At 61.8% G+C, this 16975-nt stretch carries 20 protein-coding genes and 2 tRNA genes; 12 read left to right on the top strand and 10 right to left on the bottom strand.

Annotated features, from left to right (window positions below; genetic code table 11):
• Positions 1 to 2 precede the first annotated feature (2 nt).
• The gene (locus tag FJ938_RS19130; RefSeq protein WP_140696304.1) at positions 3 to 881 is read left to right on the top strand and encodes an ABC transporter permease; all 879 of its coding nucleotides are present in this window, start codon (positions 3 to 5) and stop codon (positions 879 to 881) included.
• 32 nt (positions 882 to 913) lie between these two features.
• Here FJ938_RS19130 and FJ938_RS19125 read toward each other — a convergent pair whose 3' ends face one another.
• Together FJ938_RS19125 and FJ938_RS19120 are read right to left on the bottom strand one after the other, a co-directional pair.
• Positions 914 to 2269: a sensor histidine kinase gene (locus FJ938_RS19125; protein ID WP_140696301.1), complete on the bottom strand. Its 1356-nt coding sequence runs from the start codon at positions 2267 to 2269 to the stop codon at positions 914 to 916.
• Positions 2270 to 2306: 37 nt separating this feature from the next.
• Positions 2307 to 2975: a response regulator gene (locus FJ938_RS19120; protein ID WP_140610794.1), complete on the bottom strand. Its 669-nt coding sequence runs from the start codon at positions 2973 to 2975 to the stop codon at positions 2307 to 2309.
• Between the two features lie 337 nt (positions 2976 to 3312).
• Between FJ938_RS19120 and FJ938_RS19115 the strand changes: the two genes are divergently transcribed.
• Entirely contained in the window at positions 3313 to 3555 is a 243-nt protein-coding gene (locus tag FJ938_RS19115) for a DUF680 domain-containing protein (protein ID WP_140610793.1), read from the top strand.
• 35 nt (positions 3556 to 3590) lie between these two features.
• On the opposite strand, the gene FJ938_RS19110 is transcribed toward FJ938_RS19115, so the two are convergent.
• From FJ938_RS19110 to purM, 3 genes are read right to left on the bottom strand one after another with little or no spacing between them, the layout of a single operon-like run.
• On the bottom strand, positions 3591 to 4100 hold the full coding sequence (locus FJ938_RS19110; protein WP_140696298.1) for a histidine phosphatase family protein: 510 nt from the start codon (positions 4098 to 4100) through the stop codon (positions 3591 to 3593).
• 15 nt (positions 4101 to 4115) lie between these two features.
• Complete coding sequence (gene purN / locus FJ938_RS19105; RefSeq protein WP_140696294.1) at positions 4116 to 4829, bottom strand: phosphoribosylglycinamide formyltransferase; 714 nt, start codon at positions 4827 to 4829, stop codon at positions 4116 to 4118.
• A complete protein-coding gene (purM, locus tag FJ938_RS19100; RefSeq protein WP_140696291.1) occupies positions 4826 to 5920 on the bottom strand; it encodes a phosphoribosylformylglycinamidine cyclo-ligase in 1095 nt (364 codons plus the stop codon). The genes purN and purM overlap by 4 nt, the downstream gene beginning before the upstream one ends.
• 210 nt (positions 5921 to 6130) lie before the next feature.
• Here purM and FJ938_RS19095 point away from each other — a divergent pair, with 210 nt between their 5' ends.
• From FJ938_RS19095 to hdaA, 3 genes are read left to right on the top strand one after another with little or no spacing between them, the layout of a single operon-like run.
• On the top strand, positions 6131 to 6688 hold the full coding sequence (locus FJ938_RS19095) for a CDP-alcohol phosphatidyltransferase family protein (protein WP_140611369.1): 558 nt from the start codon (positions 6131 to 6133) through the stop codon (positions 6686 to 6688).
• Positions 6660 to 7862 carry an AI-2E family transporter gene (locus tag FJ938_RS19090; RefSeq protein ID WP_140611367.1) on the top strand — a complete coding sequence of 401 codons (1203 nt, stop codon included), beginning with the start codon at positions 6660 to 6662 and terminating at the stop codon, positions 7860 to 7862. The genes FJ938_RS19095 and FJ938_RS19090 overlap by 29 nt, the downstream gene beginning before the upstream one ends.
• Before the next feature lies 1 nt (position 7863).
• Positions 7864 to 8568 carry a DnaA regulatory inactivator HdaA gene (hdaA, locus tag FJ938_RS19085; protein WP_140696405.1) on the top strand — a complete coding sequence of 235 codons (705 nt, stop codon included), beginning with the start codon at positions 7864 to 7866 and terminating at the stop codon, positions 8566 to 8568.
• 300 nt (positions 8569 to 8868) lie between these two features.
• On the opposite strand, the gene FJ938_RS19080 is transcribed toward hdaA, so the two are convergent.
• Together FJ938_RS19080 and FJ938_RS19075 are read right to left on the bottom strand one after the other, a co-directional pair.
• Positions 8869 to 9309: a cupin domain-containing protein gene (locus tag FJ938_RS19080; protein ID WP_246673410.1), complete on the bottom strand. Its 441-nt coding sequence runs from the start codon at positions 9307 to 9309 to the stop codon at positions 8869 to 8871.
• Between the two features lie 112 nt (positions 9310 to 9421).
• Positions 9422 to 9498: transfer RNA gene (locus tag FJ938_RS19075), tRNA-Pro, on the bottom strand.
• Positions 9499 to 9623: 125 nt separating this feature from the next.
• Here FJ938_RS19075 and FJ938_RS19070 point away from each other — a divergent pair.
• Positions 9624 to 9929, top strand: a complete 306-nt coding sequence (locus FJ938_RS19070) for an ETC complex I subunit (RefSeq protein ID WP_140611365.1) — start codon at positions 9624 to 9626, stop codon at positions 9927 to 9929.
• 54 nt (positions 9930 to 9983) lie between these two features.
• Positions 9984 to 10060: transfer RNA gene (locus FJ938_RS19065), tRNA-Arg, on the top strand.
• Between the two features lie 199 nt (positions 10061 to 10259).
• Here the strand turns inward: FJ938_RS19065 and FJ938_RS19060 are convergent.
• The 3 genes from FJ938_RS19060 to FJ938_RS19050 all read right to left on the bottom strand — a co-directional run bounded on the left by FJ938_RS19060 (position 10260) and on the right by FJ938_RS19050 (position 12579).
• Positions 10260 to 10484: a helix-turn-helix domain-containing protein gene (locus FJ938_RS19060; RefSeq protein ID WP_140696288.1), complete on the bottom strand. Its 225-nt coding sequence runs from the start codon at positions 10482 to 10484 to the stop codon at positions 10260 to 10262.
• An 812-nt stretch (positions 10485 to 11296) separates the two neighbouring features.
• Positions 11297 to 11560, bottom strand: a complete 264-nt coding sequence (locus FJ938_RS19055; protein ID WP_027053229.1) for a helix-turn-helix transcriptional regulator — start codon at positions 11558 to 11560, stop codon at positions 11297 to 11299.
• A 758-nt stretch (positions 11561 to 12318) separates the two neighbouring features.
• On the bottom strand, positions 12319 to 12579 hold the full coding sequence (locus FJ938_RS19050) for a helix-turn-helix domain-containing protein (RefSeq protein WP_140696285.1): 261 nt from the start codon (positions 12577 to 12579) through the stop codon (positions 12319 to 12321).
• Between the two features lie 193 nt (positions 12580 to 12772).
• On the opposite strand from FJ938_RS19050, the gene FJ938_RS19045 reads away from it, so the two are divergent.
• The 5 genes from FJ938_RS19045 to FJ938_RS19025 all read left to right on the top strand — a co-directional run bounded on the left by FJ938_RS19045 (position 12773) and on the right by FJ938_RS19025 (position 16708).
• Complete coding sequence (locus FJ938_RS19045) at positions 12773 to 13114, top strand: hypothetical protein (RefSeq protein WP_140696282.1); 342 nt, start codon at positions 12773 to 12775, stop codon at positions 13112 to 13114.
• A 7-nt stretch (positions 13115 to 13121) separates the two neighbouring features.
• Positions 13122 to 13661, top strand: a complete 540-nt coding sequence (locus FJ938_RS19040; protein ID WP_140696279.1) for a hypothetical protein — start codon at positions 13122 to 13124, stop codon at positions 13659 to 13661.
• Positions 13652 to 14671, top strand: coding sequence for an AAA family ATPase (locus FJ938_RS19035; protein WP_140696276.1), 1020 nt, complete (start codon positions 13652 to 13654; stop codon positions 14669 to 14671). The genes FJ938_RS19040 and FJ938_RS19035 overlap by 10 nt, the downstream gene beginning before the upstream one ends.
• Positions 14672 to 15141: 470 nt before the next feature.
• The gene (locus FJ938_RS19030; RefSeq protein ID WP_140696273.1) at positions 15142 to 15891 is read left to right on the top strand and encodes a hypothetical protein; all 750 of its coding nucleotides are present in this window, start codon (positions 15142 to 15144) and stop codon (positions 15889 to 15891) included.
• Positions 15892 to 15949: 58 nt separating this feature from the next.
• The gene (locus tag FJ938_RS19025; RefSeq protein ID WP_140696271.1) at positions 15950 to 16708 is read left to right on the top strand and encodes a metallophosphoesterase; all 759 of its coding nucleotides are present in this window, start codon (positions 15950 to 15952) and stop codon (positions 16706 to 16708) included.
• The last annotated feature ends 267 nt before the right edge of the window (positions 16709 to 16975 follow it).

Raw genomic sequence — 16975 nt, 5'->3', positions numbered from 1 at the left:
CTATGACCGATGCCGCCATCGACATCAGGGCAGGAAGCTTCCGGCCGGGAACTTCCGACGCCGAAATCGAAGCCGCCGCCGCCAGGGCGGCGCAGCATCGCCGCCGCACGGTGATCTTCTGGCGCCTTGCCATCCTCATCGCCTTCCTCGCCGCCTGGGAAATCGCCGGGCGCAAGGCCTGGATCGACCCGTTCTTCTATGCCACGCCGAGCGCGATCGCACAGAGGCTCTATGCGTGGACGACGGAAGGCACGTCCGAAGGGCCGCTCTGGTACCATCTCTATGTTACCATGGAAGAGTCCGTACTCGGCTTCGTGACCGGCTCGGTCGCTGGCATCCTGATCGGCGTCGCCCTCGGCCGCAACCGCATGGCCGCCGACATCTTTTCCATCTACATCAAGGTGATCAACTCCATCCCCCGCGTCGTGCTGGCACCGATCTTCATCATGATCCTCGGTCTCGGCCTTGCCTCGAAGGTGGCGCTGGCCTTCGTAATGGTGTTCTTCGTCGTCTTCCACAACGCCTTCCAGGGCGTGCGCGAGGCCGATCGCGCGATGATCGCCAATGCCCGCATCCTCGGCGCCTCCGACTGGCAACTGACCCGCTCGGTGATCGTGCCGTCGGCGATGAGCTGGATCTTCGCCAGCCTGCATGTCAGCTTCGGCTTCGCCATCATCGGCGCCATCGTCGGCGAATTTGTCGGGTCGCGCTATGGCATCGGGCTCTTGATCAACATCGCCAAGGGTTCGTTCGATGCCGCCGGCATGTACGCCGCGATCGTCATCATCATGGTGGTGGCGCTGGGCGCGGAATACCTGATGACGATGGTTGAGAACCGGCTGGCGAAATGGCGTCCGCAGCCGTTGCACGAAACGCAGTAAGCGGATCCAAACTGGGCAGGGTTTGCTTTTAGCTAGCCGCCTGCCAGCGGCAGCCGCACCTCGACCATCAGGCCGCCGGCCGCGCCATCCGCAAGAGTGACGCGGCCGCCGGCATTCTCGACCACCTCGCGCACGATGGCGAGGCCCAGCCCACTGCCTTCCTCGGTTGACCCAGCGATGCGGTAGAAGCGCTCGAACACATGGTCGCGTTCGTCGGCGGGTATGCCTGGCCCGTCGTCGCTGACCGTCAGCACGGCCTCGCCATCGGCGAGGAGCTTGACGGTGACGGTGCCGCCCGCCGGTGTGTAGCGCAGCGCATTGTCGACGAGGTTGACGATCATCTCGCGCAGCATGGTGCCGTCGCCGATGACCGGCACGGCGCCGGTTTCATCGAGACCAAGATCGATGTTGCGATCGATGGCCCTTGGCGCGTGCGTTTCCAGCACCTGGCGCGCGGCTTCGGTCAGGTCGATGCGGTCGGCGCGTGGCCGCCGGCTGCCCGGCTCTGCGCGCGACAGGGTCAAGAGCTGTTCGGCCAGCCGTGCCAGCCGTCCGGCACTTGCCTGCAGGGCGACAAGCGCTTCCCGGCGCGCATCGACGGCGTTTTCGCGCAGCGCGTAGCTCGCCTGCGTCGACAACAGCGCCAGCGGCGTGCGCAACTGGTGCGCGGCATTGGCGATGAAGCGGCGTTGCGCCGCCATCTGTGCCCGCACCCGCTCCATATAAGCGTTGAGAGCTTCGACCAGCGGCCGGATCTCGTTCTGCGCGCCGGCGACTTCGATCGGGTCGAGCTCGCTGCGTTTCGACGAACGCACGGCGTCGCGCAGCCTGATCAGCGGCGCCAGTCCACGCCGCAGGCCGAGCAGCACGAAGACGCCGGCAATCGCCACCAGCGCCAGTTGCTGGGCGAAGGCACTGAACCAGAGATGCCGCACCATCGCGTCATGGCCGGCAAGCGTGACGCCGACGGAGACCGTTATCGGCGAATCGGCACCGGCGCCGACCACCGCATGCGTGAATGTAAGCAGCCGCAGCGCCTGGCCGCGGTAGGTAGCTTCCATGCTGGGGTGTCCCGGCGCCTGGGGCAGCCCGGGATAGCCTGTCAGCAGCCGTCCGCCCGCGGTCTCGACACGGTAGTAGACCCTGTCGCGGTCGCCAGTGTCGAACATTTCAAGCGCTGCCGGCGGCACCGTGGCGTTGAGTACCCCGTCGGTCATGGCCACCTGCTCGGCGATCATCCGTGCCGACCCGACCAACATCCGATCCGTGATCAGATCGGCGGTCGCCTGGGCGCTGCGGTGACTGGTCCACAGATTGACGGTGGCAAGCCCGGCGAGCGGCAGCACCACCCAGGCCAGAAGCTGCAGCCGTAGACTGTTAATCCTCATGGCACCCAATTGTCATGACGCCCAATCTTCATTGCGCTTAATCCTCATGGCGCAAGAGATAGCCGAGGCCGCGCAAGGTGGCGATCTGGACCCGCGACCCTTCGAGCTTCTTGCGCACACGGTGCACATAGATCTCGATGGCGCTGGGGTCGGCGTCGGTCTCGAAATCGTAGATCGCCGCCGACAGGGCGGCCTTGCTCACGGTTCGTCCGGCCTTGACCATCAATTGTTCAAGCACCGCGTGTTCGCGCGGCGTCAGTGACAGTGTCTCGCCAGCGAGTGAAAACAGCCTCGTGTTGGTGTCGAAGACGAGATCGCCGCAGGCAACGACAGGCGCGGTCCGGTCGTTGGCGCGCCGCAACTGCACGCGGATGCGCGCTTCGAGTTCCTCGATCTGGAAGGGTTTGGCCAGATAGTCGTCGGCGCCTTCGTTGAGACCCTTGACCCGTCCGTCGAGGCTGGCGTTGGCGGTCAGCACGATCACCGGCACCCGGTTGCCGCGCGCCCGCAGCATGCGCAGCACCTCCAGCCCGCTCATGCGCGGCAGCGCAAGGTCGAGGATGACCAGCGCATGGTCGCCGGCCGCCAGCGCATGCTCGACATCCTCGCCGTCATGGACGATGTCGACCACATAGTTTGCCTGACGCAAGGTCTTGCCCAGCCAATCAGCCAGTTCGCGATTGTCCTCGACAAGCAGCAGCCGCATTTCTCTAACTCTGTCCCGGGCAGCACTTCATGCTGAAATTCCGTCCGCCTCTTTGACCGGCACAGCCGGATCGCGTTCCATTGACGGGCGTCTGCAAGCGATAATATCGATCCCGTCGCAAGGCAAATGCGGGAGATTGAAGGACCGTCTGGTGGGCTTGGCCCGCCGCTCTTGTGCGCAAGAGGGAGGCCCAGCCGGTATCGTCTTGAGCGCCAGTCTTCGCGCTCGGCACCAAAAAGCTTCCATTTTGAGGAATAAAACCGGACGGCCTCGGGTCTTGTCCTCAGCGGAACCGTCCTCCCAAGACGCCGCCTAACGAATGAAACAGGAGATTGAAATGAACAAGATCGCTCTGGCTATCGCCGCCATCCTCGTTGCTGCCGGCGCCGCCTTTGCCGGCAGTGACCATTATGGTTCGGACACTGCCAACCAGCCGCTTGCTGCGGTGGCTGGCGTCGATCATGCCGTCACCGGCGCGGTCAAGACTGCGGATATGGCCGGGCACAAGGCAGCAGCCGATACCAAGATGAAGACCACCACCGACTGGCCGGAACCGGGCCAGGGCATCTGGGGGAACTGACGTCTTGAGACGGTGTGCAGCAGGCTTGACGGAGTCTAGCTCAGATCCTTCGGGCGCAGGCAATGTGTCAACCGCGCCGACGACAGGCCAGACCAGTCGCCTTCGAAGACGAAGCGCCCAAGGGCCGCTGTCGGGAACTTTTCCTCCAGCCTCTTGCGCGCCTTGATCTCCGACGTTGGCGCGGCAAGCTGTTTCGCCAGGTTCTCCAGGCCTGGATTATGGCCAACCACCACCAGACAACCGCTCGACGGGTCGGCTTGACGAATCTGGCCCAGAATATCGGCTGCTGAAGCTTCGTAGAGCGCTTCGGCGAACGCCACCCGCGGGTGCACGGGCAACTCTGCCGCCACCAGCCGCCAGGTGTCGCGGGTGCGCAGCGCCGGCGATACCAGCGCCAATTCCGGCAGCCAGTCGCGCGCCGCAAGCTCGCGGCCCATCAATCGGGCGGCCTTCAACCCGCGATCCGCCACGGGCCGGTCGAAATCATCGAGATCAGGGTCGTCCCAGCTCGATTTGGCATGGCGAAGCAAGAGGAGTTGTTTCATGGCCGCGTTCTCGGCTCAGGGCGTAATCCGCGCCAGATGCTCAAGGTCGGCTTCCTCGCGCAACGGGTCGGGTGCCATCACCACCGAAGTGCCGTTGTCGGCGTCGTCGGCAAAGTGGGCAAGCACGGTTCGGCCGGCCTCCATGCACGCCTTTCCCTCGGCGACCAGTCCCAGGGCCAGAGGATAGAGCCTGTGCTCGGCCTTCAGCACCCGGGCGGCCAGCATATCCGCATTGTCGCCGACCATCACCGGCACGGCCGCCTGGGCGATGATCGGGCCGTCGTCCATTTCGGCTGTGACGAAATGGACGGTGCAGCCGTGGATGCGAAGGCCGGCTGCGAGCGCTCTTGCATGGGTGTCGAGGCCCTTGAACGCGGGCAGCAAGGCGGGGTGGATGTTGATCATGCGGCCCTGCCATTTCTCGACAAAGCCGGTGGTGAGCATACGCATATAGCCGGCCAGCGCCACGATCTCGGCATTGAATGCCTTGAGTGCCGCGTCGATCGCGGCATCATGCGCCTGCTTGCTGCCATGGTCGGCACGGGAAATGACCTGCGTGGCGATGCCGCGGGCCTTGGCGATGGCGAGCCCAGCGGCATCCGCCTTGTCGGAAATGACGCCGACGATCTCGGCCGGGAAGGCCGGGTCGCTCGCCGCCGCGATCAGCGCCGTCATGTTGGAGCCACGTCCCGATATCAGAACGACGGTGCGTTTCCTCCGCGTGCTCATAGGCCGATCGAGCCCCGATAGATCACTCCGGCGTCGCGGCGCGGCACGATGCGGCCGATCGGCGTCACCGTTTCGCCGGCTTCCTGCAGCACCGCGGCGACCTGCGCCGCCTGGCCGGACGCCACCGCCAGGATCATGCCGATGCCGCAATTGAAGGTACGCATCATCTCCTCCGGCGCCACGCCGCCGGTCTTGGCCAGCCAGGAGAAGACCGGAGGCACGTCGATCGCCTCGAGATCGAGTTCGGCCGAGAAATCCCTGGGCAGCACGCGTGGAATGTTTTCCGGGAAGCCGCCGCCGGTAATGTGCGCCAGCGCCTTTATGCCATGCGTGTTGCGGATCGCCTTCAGGATTGACTTGACGTAGATACGCGTCGGTTCGAGCAGCGCCTCGGCCAGTGTGGCCTCGTCGTTGAACGGCGCCGGATCGCCCCAGGCAAGGCCGCTGGCGGCAACGATGCGGCGAACCAGGGAAAAGCCGTTGGAGTGGACGCCGGAGGAGGCGAGGCCCAAAAGCACGTCGCCTTCGACAATATCGTCGGTCGGCAAAAGCTGGCCGCGTTCAGCCGCACCCACGGCAAAGCCGGCAAGGTCATAATCCTTGCCTTGATACATGCCGGGCATTTCCGCGGTCTCGCCGCCGATCAGCGCGCAGCCGGCCTGCCGGCATCCTTGGGCGATGCCGCCGACGATCGCTGCACCCTGGTCGGGATCGAGCTTGCCGGTGGCGAGATAGTCGAGGAAGAACAGCGGCTCCGCGCCCTGCACGACGATGTCGTTGACGCACATGGCGACGAGATCGATGCCGATCGTGTCGTGCTTGCCGGCATCGATGGCGATCTTGAGCTTGGTGCCTACGCCGTCATTGGCGGCCACCAGAACCGGATCGGTGAAACCTGCAGCCTTGAGGTCGAACAGGCCGCCGAAACCGCCGATCTCGCCGTCCGCGCCCGGCCGGCGCGTGGCGCGCACCAGCGGCTTGATCTTCTCGACCATCAGATTGCCGGCATCGATGTCGACGCCGGCCTCGGCGTAGGTGAGCCCGTTCCTGCGCTTGCCCGTTTTTTGCTGGCCAGTTTCGCGCTTGCTCATCGCAATTTTCCTGCTCGTTTGCGGGCTCTTCGCATGAACAGTTTCTGTCCGCAAGGATAAGGGCGGAAGCGGGCGCCATTTGGCCCGACAAAAGCGTGGATAGCCGGGGCATCGCACGCGGCGTTTGCGGCTAGCCAACCTGCTTCTTCCTTGCCTCGGCTCTCCATCTGCCTCATCTATCTCAAGGCAAAAATACGGCGGGACAATGCGTTGACCATCCCCAACATGATCACCATCCTGCGCCTTGTCCTGGTGCCCGCGGTGGTGCTGGCGATGCTGCAGGCGCGCTGGGACTGGGCCTTTGCCGGGTTCGTCATCGCCGGCGTCTCGGACGGCGTCGACGGCTTCATCGCCCGCCGTTTCAACCAGCAGTCCAGGCTCGGCGCCTATCTCGATCCGATGGCCGACAAGCTGCTGCTGGTGTCGGCGTTCGTCGTCATGGGCCTCGCAGGCGAACTGCCGCTGTGGCTTGTCATCACCATGGTGTCGCGCGACGCGCTGATCGTTTGCGCCGTATTGCTGTCTACCGTCATGGCCCATCCGGTCGAGATGAAGCCGCTTCTGGTGTCGAAGGCCAATACCGCCATCCAGATCGTGCTGGCGGCGACTGTGCTGGGAGAGCTCGCCTTTGCCACGCACCTCGACCCTCTGCGGCCTGCCCTCATATTGCTGTCCGGGGTCTTGACCGTGGCTTCGGCCACGGCCTATCTCGTGACTTGGCTGAGGCATATGAGCGGCTATGGCGAAAGCTCCACTCCGGACATCTGAGAAAGAAGCGGCAGTGATCGAAGCTGCGGCTGCCGATCTTGCCGCGTCTTCCGCGTTCCGCCGGCAGATCTTCTTCTGGCTCGCCGGCGCGGCGATCCTGGCGCTTTTCCTCTATGTTTTCAGCGCCATCCTGCTGCCTTTCGTCGCCGGCATGGTGCTCGCCTATTTCCTCGATCCCGTCGCCGACCGGCTGCAGCGGCTCGGCCTGTCGCGCTTCATGGCGACGGTGGTCATCCTCATCACCTTCCTCATCGTACTGGTGCTGGCTTTCGTCATCCTCATTCCGGTTCTGGCCACCCAGATGGCCGATTTCGCCGGCAAGCTGCCGGAGTATCTGACCCGGCTGCAGAGCCTGATCACATCCTTTGATCCGAAGTGGCTGGAACAGAAATTCGGCGTCAACGCCAATGGCTTGCGCGACGGGCTGAACTCCTTGCTGACCTCGGGCTTCGGCCTGCTCACCACGGTCTTCACTTCGATCTGGAGTTCCGGCGTGGCGCTGGTTTCGGTGGTCAGCCTGTTCGTGGTGACGCCGGTCGTCGCCTTCTACATGCTGCTCGACTGGGATCGCATGGTGGCGGTCATCGACAGCTGGGTGCCGCGCGACAATGTCGCGACCGTGCGCGCCATCGCGCGCGACGTCAACACCGCGACCGCCGGCTTCGTCCGCGGCCAGGGTACGCTCTGCCTTGTCCTGGGCGCCATGTATGCCACCGGCCTGACGCTGACCGGCCTGAATTTCGGCATTCTCATCGGTTTGTTCGCCGGACTGATCTCTTTCATCCCTTATGTCGGCTCTCTAACCGGACTGGTGCTGGCCGTTGGCGTCGCTTTCGTGCAGTTCTGGCCGGATTGGACCATGATCGTCGCGGTGGCGGTGGTCTTCTTCATCGGCCAGTTCATCGAAGGCAACATCCTGCAGCCCAGGCTGGTCGGCAAAAGTGTCGGCCTGCACCCGGTGTGGCTGATGTTCGCGCTGTTTGCCTTCGGTGCGCTGTTCGGCTTTGTCGGCTTGCTGATTGCGGTGCCGGCATCCGCCGCCGTCGCCGTGCTGGTGCGCTTTGCCATAGCCCGCTATCTCGAATCGCCGCTCTACAAGGGCCATTCGACACAGCCTTTGCCGCCGCTGCCAGCCGATCGCGGCGGGGGCCACCGCACGCAGTCGCGTGGCTGAAGTGACCGCCCAGCGAACCGATCCGCCGCGCCAACTGCCGCTCGATCTCGGCCATGGCACTGGCTATTCGCGGGACGAACTCGTTGTCTCCGGCACCAACCACCAGGCGGCGGCGCTGGTCGACCGTTGGCCGGACTGGCCGTCGCCGGTGGTGGTGCTGGCCGGTCCCGCCGGTTCCGGCAAGACGCATCTCGCCTCAATCTGGCGTGCGCGTGCCAACGCGCTGGCTGTGGATGCCAGGCGCATTGGTGGCAGCATCGCCAATCTCGGCGCTCGCCCTGCGCTGATCGACGATGTCGATGCAGGGGCGATTGACGAACAAGGCCTGTTCCATCTTATCAATGCGGTGCGTGGCGCCGGCTCGACGCTGTTGTTGACGGCGCGCCGCTTTCCTCTGGCCTGGGGTGTTTCGCTGCCGGACCTTGCGTCACGGCTGAAGGCGGCGGCGACGGTCGAGATCCATGAGCCTGATGATCTCCTGCTCGCCGGCGTCATCACCAAGCTGTTCGCCGACCGCCAGGTCGAGGTCGAACCGCATGTGGTGCAGTATCTGGTGCGGCGCATCGAACGCTCGCTGGCGACAGCAATGCGCGTGGTGGAGCGGCTCGACCGCACCGCGCTCGAGCGCAAGATGCCGATCACCAGAGCGTTGGCGGCCGAAACGGTCAGCGCCATGGATGAGGGGCAGGGCGAGTTCGAGATCTAGAGCAGTTCCAGGAAAGGTGTGAAACGGTTCTGTCCGGAATTGCGTCAAAACAAGAGTTAGGCCGGCCTCGATATTCATCCGGCCTGCAAATGGCGGTTCGTTGTCCCCAACTGCCGTCCCATTTCGGGAAACAGCAACTGGCATCCATCTTGCAACGCAAGCTTGCCGGCTGATCCCGGTCCTGATTGCGCTCCAAATCAGGTGCGGGCTCGCCGGGCACGAGGCGGTTGGGGTTCTCGCCTGGCGAGCTCGCTTTCAAATGCATTGGGCGATTGCCGATGCTCAGACTGCGGAACGTGCTCAACCGCGGCGGTAGCCGGCGAGTTGGGCATCATCGACGTCAGGCAAATTGATCACGATGTTCTCGGGGGTTCGGCAGGCCAGCCACCACAGTTCCTCCGTCGTGCTCATATTGGCCTCGAGATGTGGCAGGAACGGCGGCACGAACATGAAATCGCCCGCCGATAACTCGACGAACTCCTGATAGTTCTCGCCGAAATAGATACGGGCATTGCCCGACAGCAGGTATGCGCCGGTTTCAGCTTCGCCATGGTGGTGTGGCAGCGAACGAAAGCCGGGCGCGTTGCTTGCCTTGCCGAACCACAGTCTTGTCGCCGAGGTGTGTTGCGGCCCGACACCGGTCACCAGCGCCATGCCCCCGGACTGGCTGGTCTTGTTGCTCTCTTGGCCCTTCCGGGTAATCACCGGCCTGTTGTTTGCCGCCATTTCGAAGCCCCCCATTGCCGTCTTCAGACTTGCACCAGAAAATTGTCGCGGCAAGCCCACGACCGGAAGCGGCGCAAGGTGGCCAGACGGTCACGCCGAGGCTATCGGTACTGCGTTTCGAGAAGGATGGTCGGAGTGGAGAGATTCGAACTCCCGACCCTCTGGTCCCAAACCAGATGCGCTACCAGCCTGCGCTACACTCCGAACGGTCTGTTGCCTATTCATTTCGGTGCTACATGGCAAGTGCAAAAACCTTGCCGCGGTCCCCATTGCGCAGTAATGACGGGCGAAAGGGCGGCGATGCTGCCTTGCACAGTAACGAGGTGGCCATGTCCGCGCGCATTTTCAGCCCAGCCAAAACCGCGATGCAATCCGGCAAGGCCAAGACCGGCCACTGGGTGCTGGAATTCGACCCCGAGATGCGCAAGAAAATCGATCCTCTGATGGGCTATACCACGTCGGGGGACATGAAAAGCCAGATCAGGCTCACCTTCGACACGCGGGAAGAGGCGGTGGCCTACGCGGAAAAGGAAGGGCTTGGCTTCCGCGTCGAGGAGCCGAAAGAGCCCAAGCGTCGCCAGATTTCCTATGCGGAGAATTTCCGCTATGACCGCAGGACGCCCTGGACGCATTGAACGCTGGCCCAAATGGGCTCCAGAGCGAACACCACCGGCTCCAAGCCGGCCAGCGGTCCCGTAGCTCAGCTGGATAGAGCACCGGCCTTCTAAGCCGATGGTCACAGGTTCGAATCCTGTCGGGATCGCCAATAATTTCAATTGTTTATGGAGTATGAGTTCGCCGACATCGAACTTCTTGTCAAAACACATCGCGACTGTGTCGGCACCGTGTCGGCACGCGGGACTCGGCAGAAATTCACGCGAACGTGATCACGACGTAACCCTTAGTCCCCGGCCCGCGTCGCCGAGGGCGGCGCGGAGCTGCCAAAAAATGGGAATATCCGGCGATCAGCGGGGGAGCTTCTGTCTGGTGGAATGGCGCAAGCGCGCGTAAAGCCACCGTTTCGCTTCGGGTTCAGGATATCTGATCAGGCGATCGCCAACCGTGGCGAATGGCGGTCCTCCCTCCTTGCAACGCATTTTATTGAGTGTCGACTCCGCTAACCGCAGATATCTGGCCGCTTCAGGCACGGTCATTAGCCACGGTTGGTCGGGTTTGTCGGTATCGGCCATTGCTTCCTCCTACGTTTAGTGCCGCAAATTCACGTGGGCGATGTAGGGAGCATATCGCAAAGCCTAAGTCAACAAAAAACGAGACCATCGGCGGATTTCCCTGATGGAGTTTCCCTGTTTGGCAGTATGGATGATGATTGTTAGGAGAAAACGTCAACAATTGGCGTGACTAGGAAGGCTGCTCATATTTGTGGATCGGTTTCTCATGGCAAAGGATTCATTGAAATTCCGTGTTATTGTTGACAAGGCGTAACGCCTATTCTTTCGAGTGTGCGTACAAAGGATTGGAGAATGCCGTCTTGGCCTTCTCGGACCGAAAGCTCGATTCTCTCTCCGAAGCAGTCGCAAGGATCCGGTGACTGATATTGGCCCCCGTTGGCCAATTCGCCCGGCACTCAGGCTGATACTTCGTAGCTTGGTTGGCAAAGCCTCGCCGGGAATCCACGTCCAAGGGCCAACTCGTCCCGCCGCGGTTTCGCCGGGACCCCTTGAAATCAGCGACTTTCCCATGGCACAATTACGGGCGGAGGACGAAGTCTGATCCGCACCGCCGGCATTGATTCCCGGAATCGGATCCGAAGGTCAGCGACCGGACCGCCGAGGCCCGAGTTGACCGAACACGTCTGACCTGCAGGCGACCTCCACAACGGGTGCGCGATCTAAACGAGGCGGTGGCTGCCCGTGTACGTCGATTTACTGCACGTTGTCTACTTCAGGCTATGCGTTCATGGACGTTGGGCCGGCTGCGACCATCCAGCGACAAATGTCGGGCCTCGCGCTGCCTACATGTCCATCTGACTCCTGGGGGACGATCAGGGACTGGATTTGGGCTTAGTCCGTTTCAAAGTGACCGGAGGACCGTAAGTATCGGTCGCTTCTAAGAATATCACCCCTTTCTGCTCAAATGCTTTCCAGATTTTTTCGATTGCATCGTGGGGGACGCTTTTGTCGGCGCTTTCAATTCGAGCGACCATTTGACGGCTCACTTTGGCCAGTTCCGCCACGCTGTCCTGGCGGATATCCAGCAGTGCTCTTGCGGCGCGGAACTGCCGAGCGATGTCATCAACGGACTCCATGTTGGTATGATGGCGGGGCAGCCGGCGAGGCTGTCAACATAGGCGTCAGATTTATTACGTGACGAGAAGTATGATGGCATTGTGAGAGCTGTTCTCACATAAAGCGCCATGCGGTGTTCGAGCAGGGAAGTTGATTCGTTTTTCGCTAAGGCGATTGATCGACCATTTGCTGCCGAGCTCCCCGAGGGAGGCGTTGCTCGATGACGGGCCTTGAGCCAGTGCTGTCGCGGAGCGTTTTTTCGAAAGGAGATTGCAGGTCCTCCCGTGCTCTTCCAACGCAATGAACTCAACACTGTTGCTCTCAAATTCGGCGCGGGGATATTTCGGGTCGCACCTGAATCGAGCCAGTCGCGCGCCTCTGGCGGATGCGTGACATGCGCTCGACGGATGTGGAGACGGAGCTGCGACTGATATCTGCGCCGGGCTTGGCTCACCGTACTCCGTGAGCCAGACGTATCTATGTGCCGGGGCAAGCAAGCGGGATATCGAAGGCGGGATTTCACTGCCAAACCACCCACAGTGCGGCGCGCGCAACCTAGCAGCCGCCCACTTTGGGTTAAGCGCTCGACGGATTAGTTTCAGGCCGATCCATCGGAGGGCGACAGCCGGTCAATCACGCGAAGGCGAGCCAATCGTCCGAACAGAACTCAAGCTTGTTATGAAACTCACGTTCCTCAGCACACATTCGGACAGTTGGGCAGAGGCTGCGCGTCATGCGATCCGGGGATACTCGGAAAGGCTCGAAACCAACTAGGCAATCAAAATCTCAGATCATCGCGCGACAGCAGCGACAATGGGATCCGCATTCCCGGACCCTTGTTGCCTTCACTCGCCATGAACTCCGCCCCTCGTGCCTCTAGTGCGGCTTGAACGCGTTGCAACGTCCTGACTGTGACGCGCTCGTTGCTTTCCAGTCGCAGAATGGTCCGTTCCCCAACGCCGGACAATTTTGCGAGGTCGGGACGGCTGATGCCAAGGGCAGCCCGAGCTGCATAGAGGATTTCGTTGGGAACAATCATTTAGGTTGCCGGACTGGTTTCGATGATCGTCCCATTCGATCATATGAATCCTTCCGTCACAAATTGGCGTCGGGACGCCGAATTGTATGCGTATGGACGCCGATTGTCCGACGCTGTATGTCTGTCGCGCTGATTCCCGCGAATCATAGGATTCGAAACCACGCGGGATCCTGGATCGAGCAAGGGGGCCCCAATGCTGCTGTTTGGCCGCGCAACGCTAACCGACGAGATGCTGGTGTTCCAGGTCGACCGCCTACTCGCATTGGCCGCTGATTTGGAGCGCGTCCGCCGTGGCGCGCCTCCGGAGGCAATGGCAGATGAGGAAGCCCCCATCCTCGATCGATGGATCCTTACCCAAAGGATTGTTCCCTCCCTTGCCGGGCTGTCGAGCGGCCATCCGAGGCTCATCGGCGAGAACCGGCTGATCGGCACGTCGGATCTATGGCTACTGTCCGACGACCACACCTGGGCGCGGACGCTCTCGCGCTGGTACAAACTCGGACGTCCCGCCGAGCAATCCGGCCTACATGCGTGAGGACGAGATGACGGCCAAGGATTCACCTCTCGACCGCCATTTCGACCGCCGCCTGAAAGCAGCCAAAGCCGGCTTGCATCTTCCGAGCGAAGATGAGTTGTTGCGCGGCATGGCGTTCTTTGGCGATAAGCTCGAAGACGACATTCGGGAATATTCGAGCCGCCTGTCGCGGCGGATGAGGAAACGCGGTCGCGTCGAACTTTTGCCCCTTGCCAGTTGTCTTGATGATCTTGCTGTCGAGCAATCTGAGGACGGCATCAAAAGTGTCGAGGCCGCGCTCGTCGTTGCCGAAGCCGTAAAGGGAATCCCGGCCGAGGCCTGCCGCCTGCGCTGTCAATTCTACCTTGCCTCGTTTGGCGATCCGCAGGCGGCAGCTGTGGTCGCGGGCGAAGCGGCATCGCTGGCGATGCGCGACTTCAATGAGGGCAAAGGCCCGCGAATGCTTTGGGGGCGCTCGCGTGGAGCGCTCTGTCACGTACTCTCATCTTTACTCGCTACGTCGACAGCTTTCATGTCTCACGGACTTCGCTGTTCCGGATGCTTCTGAATTATGAAGCCGAGTTGAAGTCGGCAATCCTACACGCACGGCTGGCGGACGACCCGACGAACAAGAAGGCGGCGGCGGAGAAGGCGTGGAGAGATGACGACATCGAGGACCTCTCCGAAGACGACGCGGAAGCCGAACCCGCGCCGAATAATTCGGTGGTTGTCATTCGCTCCATCGGCAACTCGACCACATCGGAAGGAAAGCGCGTATCGGTCGAGTTCCAAAAATTCGTGCAGCGCGGACTGCCGCTTCCAGCTGCGTCTGACCTGTCCATTGCTCGCATGCAGCTTGTGTCCGAATTCCCCTGGGTCGGGTCGGTAGCCGACGACATCCTGAACCGCCTCGTCGGCAGGGGACATGTATACGTACGACCAACAATCCTGGTCGGCTCGCCTGGATGCGGCAAGACGCGCTTCGCGAGAAGGCTGATCGAGGAACTCCAGACGCCATACGAGCTGGTTCCCTGCGGCGGCTTGAGCGACAGCGCCGTCGGCGGTACCGCGCGGCGATGGTCGTCGGGTGAACCGAGCCTGGCTATCATGGCGGTGCGCCGGCATGAATGCGCGGGACCTGCAATCATCCTCGACGAGATCGAGAAGGTGGGCACCGGTCGACACAACGGCAATGTGCATGATGTCCTGATCGGTTTGCTCGAGAAGGAAACATCGCGGCGCTGGTTCGATCCCTACGTCGAGGCGAACTGCGATCTCTCGCATGTGTCCTGGCTGATGACGGCGAATGAGGTGGGAAGCGTCTCGGCGGTGCTGAAGGACAGATGTCGGATCCTGCGATTTCCAGAACCTGGCCCCGACCAGCTGCCGTTGCTGGCATCCCGCATTCTCGAAAGGCTCTACCTCGAGGCGGGGCATGACCCGCGTTGGGGGACACCACTCGAAGGATTCGAACTCGCAGCGCTGGCCGGCAACTGGCCGGGCGGGTCGATCAGGAAACTTGAGCGGCTCGTCGAGAAGCTTGTCGAGGCGCGTGAACGCCATTGGGGCCGGCAATGAGCTGGCGCCGGCAAAACGATCGGCAGCGACAGTGCTGACTCAGGAGGCAGCTGGATGAAAGATTGCGAAGCAAGAGGCTTTCCGCACCGCCCCCGCAATGAGGTGAAAGGATCATCGCTTGTCGATCATCCGCCCGGGGGCAGACCAAAGCAGCACTTGATGGAGCGCGGGATTCCTGTGGCGAATCCCTCGGCGCCTGCATCACGGCGGCCACTCGCGTTCGGCAGGTACATGGCCAGCGAAGCGCTGCTCGGGCTTCTCGGCCATACGGAAAGCTGCCTCGCCCTCATCAGGGCCGGCCCCATCGCCTCCTGTGACTGCAGAACCGCTCCGTTGGAGCATCCAGCGATCGGCGGAATGGCTTGAGGCGACTGGTCTTCTCGACCTCCCGCCGCTGACGAACAAACACCAGGGTGCGGACCATTCATGAACCATCGTCGGGGCACGGCAACGATCGAAAGGATTGGAAGATGAAAAAGCGTCGCACACCAAGTCTCCCGCGACAGCATCGGAGCAGGAAGACCGGAGCTGTCGAGGCTGCGGGTGACTCCGGCATTTCTGCTGAAAGGGCTGCAAACGCTGTTGGCAGCGCGGACAGTCTTCTCCAGGACGGGATTCTTCTGCGATCGCTGCAGCTCCAGTTCCGAATGTCGGTTCATGAATCGGCTCATGCGGTAGCGCGCCTCCATCTCGATCTTGGAACGATCGTGAAGATAACGATCCAGGCTCCGGAAGGTGGATATGTCACCGGAACCATGCCGGGAGAGCAGACCGAGGCGATGCTCACCGGCGTTCTCATCGCAGCACTCGCCGGCCGAGCAGCGGAGGAAGTAATCGTGGGATCGGTCGCTGCAGGATCCGGCTCCGAGTCCTGCGATCTTGCGGCTGCAACCGCATTGGCGTTCGACATGGAGACCGTGATGGGCTTTTCGAAGAAATGGCCGCTGCTTCACCGCAAGGTCGAGAACCGGACGTCGCTTCTCGCGACCGACCACGATCTGGCGGCGCGGGTGAATGCCCGGCTGGAGAGCGCCTATGCCGTCGCCCGAAAAATGGTCATCAACCAAGAGATCGCGATCGATTTCCTTGGCGAGATCTTGCTGGAGCGAAAGACGTTGGAGGGACCCGAACTCGACGCCGTGCTGGATCAGGTCAGGGAGCGGATCGTCGCATCGCCAACTGATCGCGCAGCGGTCGAAAGAAACATCGCGTGTTCATGATTCCAGGATCCATTGAGCCTTGGCGCGCCCACGTGAGTGAAATCAAGGTTTCGAGCTTATGAAAGTATGGTTGTTTTCTGACCTGCACCTTGAAGTCGCTGATTTGCATAAGGCCCTGGCTATTCCGGACGCCGATGTCTGCGTCGTCGCCGGAGACCTTTGCCGCGCGCCTGCGAACGGTGTTTTTTGGCTTGTAAAGCATATCGCTCCGGCGATGCCGTGCGTTTACGTTGCCGGGAACCACGAATTCTACAAAAATGCGATCCGGGAAGGACTGGAAGACGGCCGCCATGCCGCCGCCCAGTTCTCGGGGGTATATTTCCTCGAGAACGATTCCGTCGTTGTCGATGACGTTCGGTTCGTCGGCGCGACGCTGTGGACAGATTATCGGGTCGAAGGGAATCCGGAACTCGCCATGGTCTACGCGCGCGAACGCATGAACGACCACAGGCTGATCGCGAAACAGAGGGATCCCTGGCAGCGTTTCTTGCCTGAGACTGCGTATCGGATGCATCAGCAGTCGCGACTGTTCATCGATAGCGCGCTGAAGGCTGATCCAATCAAGACCATCGTCGTTACCCATCACCTGCCGCACGCGAAATCGATTCCTTCTAGGTTTAGGGGCGACCTGCTGAATGCCGCCTTTGCATCAGACCTCTCCGAGGTGATCGAAGACGGACGTCCTGCTCTATGGGTGCATGGCCATACTCACGACAGCTGCGATTATCAGGTCGGCAGCACGCGCATTGTCTGTAATCCGCGCGGCTACGATGATGAAAACATCACATTTGATCCGGCGCTGGTCGTAAGGGTGTAGCTCATGGATGAAAGCCCGCAGCTGACAAGTAAACGCCAGACACGGACGGCGGCTTCGCGCCCAATGCCGGCCGTTAGGATCAGCCTCGCCATCGCCTAGTAGCCGACGTTGCTGGCGAAACGCCAACCAAGCAGGGAGCGACACGGATACAAGCCCACACTATGGCTCCTAGGTTGCGGAAGACAGTGCGTTTCGGACCAAAGTCACTTCGCCAGAAGTGATCAATGAGGACAAGTTCACCGACCTCTGTCCTTCCCTGTCGCCGGG

Origin of the sequence: Mesorhizobium sp. B2-4-14 (assembly GCF_006442155.1) — a bacterium.
Taxonomy (GTDB): domain Bacteria; phylum Pseudomonadota; class Alphaproteobacteria; order Rhizobiales; family Rhizobiaceae; genus Mesorhizobium.
This window is presented reverse-complemented; position numbering and strand designations above follow the sequence as displayed.